The following is a 2,424-nucleotide window of genomic DNA, read 5'->3' as shown; positions in this document are numbered from 1 at the left end:
CCCTCCGCGCGAAGTCCACGCCGAGTATGAGAAGTTGCGAATCGCCGCGTGAAATAAACGGTCAGAAGCCTGTCCGGAAAACGTGAGGCCCCTCAGGTACAGCGTCCGACGCAGATCGGGGGCGCCCAGCGGCATACCGCCCGGCCCCCCGTTCTCCAGCGTCTGTGTCATCAGCCGGAACCACGGCGTCCGGTGGAACACCGGCATCTGCGCCGCCAGTACGCCGCGGGGAGCGAGGTCGCGGACCATGCGCCGCAGGATGTCGCCGTGTTTGGGGACCAGGTGGAACAGCGAATTGGCGAACACCAGATCGGGACGCCGCTGTGGGCGCCAAGAGCTGATCTCTACCCGGTGCAGATGTGCTGCGGGCGCGGCCTCGGCTGCGGTCCGCAACATCTCCGGGGAACTGTCTACGCCGTGGACCTCGGCGTCGGGGAAGCGTTCGGTCAACACGCGCGTGAGCGTCCCCGGGCCGCACCCGAGGTCGTACACCACCGTGGGAGGCGCGTCGAACGAAACGCGGTCCAGCAGATCCAGTGCCGGGCGCATCCGGTGTTCCGGGAAACGCAGGTACAACTGGGGGTCCCAGGTGATGTCTGACGGCCGGTCACTGCTGTCCGTGTGTGCAGGGGTCACTTCCACTCCTTTGCTGGAGAGACATGCACCACGTCTCCTGCGGAGCCCGGCTTGGCGGCGACACCATAGGTGCTCACCTTGCCCGCGGACCGGGAAACGGCAGCCCGCAGATGTTGCTCGACGACGTCCAAGGCCGTCGGCCCGAGCTCTTTCATCGTGCACAACCGCAGCGCCTGCTCCACCCCTCCGGGCAGTGGACGGCCGGTGAGGGTGTTTCCTGACACGTAGAGGCTGGTCAGCGGTTCACTGGCCGCCTCGGCAAGGATCGAGTCGAGTACCAAGCGGCCGAAGGCGCCTCTGGGGACGCGCTGGTATTCACTTTCCCGCGGTCTGACGGACAGGTTGAGAATGTTCAGGTCCGGGGCGAAGCAGCTGATGACCTCGGAATTCACGTCGTGGCTTGCGGTCGGCGCTGCCCGTCGAGCCACGGAGAACCGCTTGTGCAGTCTCTGAGCCGTCGCGATGCAGCCGCCCAGTAATCGGCCGTAGCCCTGGGAATGCAGCCCGATCTGTCGGTGCGCGGCCCATACGGCGGCAGCTGCCGCTCCAGGTCGACCCCCTTCGAGAGTGTGTGGTCCGAAGGGGATGCGACTGCCGTTTCCCTGACCGAAGTACATCGATTCCCGGGCCACGAGGGAGACGGCTCGCCTGTCACGAAACACCACGCTGCCTCCCGGATAGGGGCTGTGGCCGTTCTTGTGGGGGTCCACCGTGACCGAATCGGCGAGGGGCAGCGCACGGAAAGCGGCGTGGACCTCTGGTTTCATGCGGGCGCCGCTCCCGTCCAACGGTCGGTCCTCGAAAGGAGCCATCGTGCCGTCGGGGTGCAGCCACAGGCTGCGGCAGTATCCGCCAAAAGCGGCATCGACATGGACGTAGAACGATGCGCCGAAACGCCGCTCGCAATCGGCCCGCAACCGCAGGATGGCGTCGAGGTCGTCGACCGCGCCTTCTCCGCTGCTGCCGCACATCGCCACCACGGCCAGGATCGGCTGCCCGTTCGCCAACAGGGCGCGCACTCGCCTGCCAAGCGCCTGCACGTCCACCCTGTGCGTCGGCGTCAGTTCCACCTTCTCCACGTCGGCGGGGCCCAACCCGAGCAGGTCGGCGCACCTGTCCCATGTGTAGTGCGCGTTGCGGGCGAGCAGCAGCGTGCCTGATGTGCTCGCCTCCCGCCGCTGCTCGGCGGCCAGTCGCCCCACCTCGGGGAGAAGCCCGCGCGCGGAGAGGACCTCGACGAGATCCAGCACTTGGTGTACTGGCATGTTGGCGAGCACCAAGGGGGAGCGACCGGAGACGAGGTCGGCTGCGGCTGGGTGGGCCGCGGCTGCGGAGGGCACGCTGCGCAGGTTGCGGGCGATCCACATGGCTTCGAAGTTGGCCGTACTGCCTCCCGATGACAGGTGCGCCCACCCGGTGCCGGGCTGGTAGCCGATCAGGCGGCAGAGGTCTTCGGAGACCTCGTGTTCCAGCTCGGTGGTCACCGGAGCGGTCTCCGGTGAGACGTTGTTGGGGTTGTAGAGCATCGCGCAGAGGTAAGCGAGGCTTGCCGCTACGGGGAGGTCCGGCGTCATGTGGGCCAGATACAACGGGGAGGGCAAGGGCGTCGCCTGGTGCGCGAGTCGCCCGGACAACTCGCGCACCAAGCTTGCGACGGCATCCATGTCCCCCGTCGGCCCCGCGGTGTAGTCCGCTAGTGCTCTGACCGCAAAGGTTCACCGGCCTGGGGCGTGTGTCTTCCTTTGGCTGAGCAGACGTTCAGGAGCACTCGCGCAAGGGAACCGTCGC

General features: G+C 67.3%; 2 protein-coding genes. Both read right to left on the bottom strand.

Going from position 1 to position 2,424, the window contains the following annotated elements; translation table 11 throughout:
• On the bottom strand, positions 1-636 hold a 636-nt coding region (locus AB0I51_RS48295), incomplete at its 3' end, for a methyltransferase domain-containing protein (protein ID WP_362985892.1).
• A complete protein-coding gene (locus tag AB0I51_RS48290) occupies positions 633-2,300 on the bottom strand; it encodes a pyridoxal-dependent decarboxylase (RefSeq protein WP_362985890.1) in 1,668 nt (555 codons plus the stop codon). The genes AB0I51_RS48290 and AB0I51_RS48295, both read right to left, overlap by 4 nt.
• Positions 2,301-2,424 lie beyond the last annotated feature (124 nt).

Origin of the sequence: Streptomyces sp. NPDC050549 (assembly GCF_040655035.1) — a bacterium.
Taxonomy (GTDB): domain Bacteria; phylum Actinomycetota; class Actinomycetes; order Streptomycetales; family Streptomycetaceae; genus Streptomyces.
This window is presented reverse-complemented; position numbering and strand designations above follow the sequence as displayed.

Coding starts and splice junctions, on each gene's coding strand:
- AB0I51_RS48290 (WP_362985890.1), bottom strand. CDS start 2,300: ATGGATGCCGTCGCAAGCTTGGTGCGCGAGTTGTCCGGGCGACTCGCG.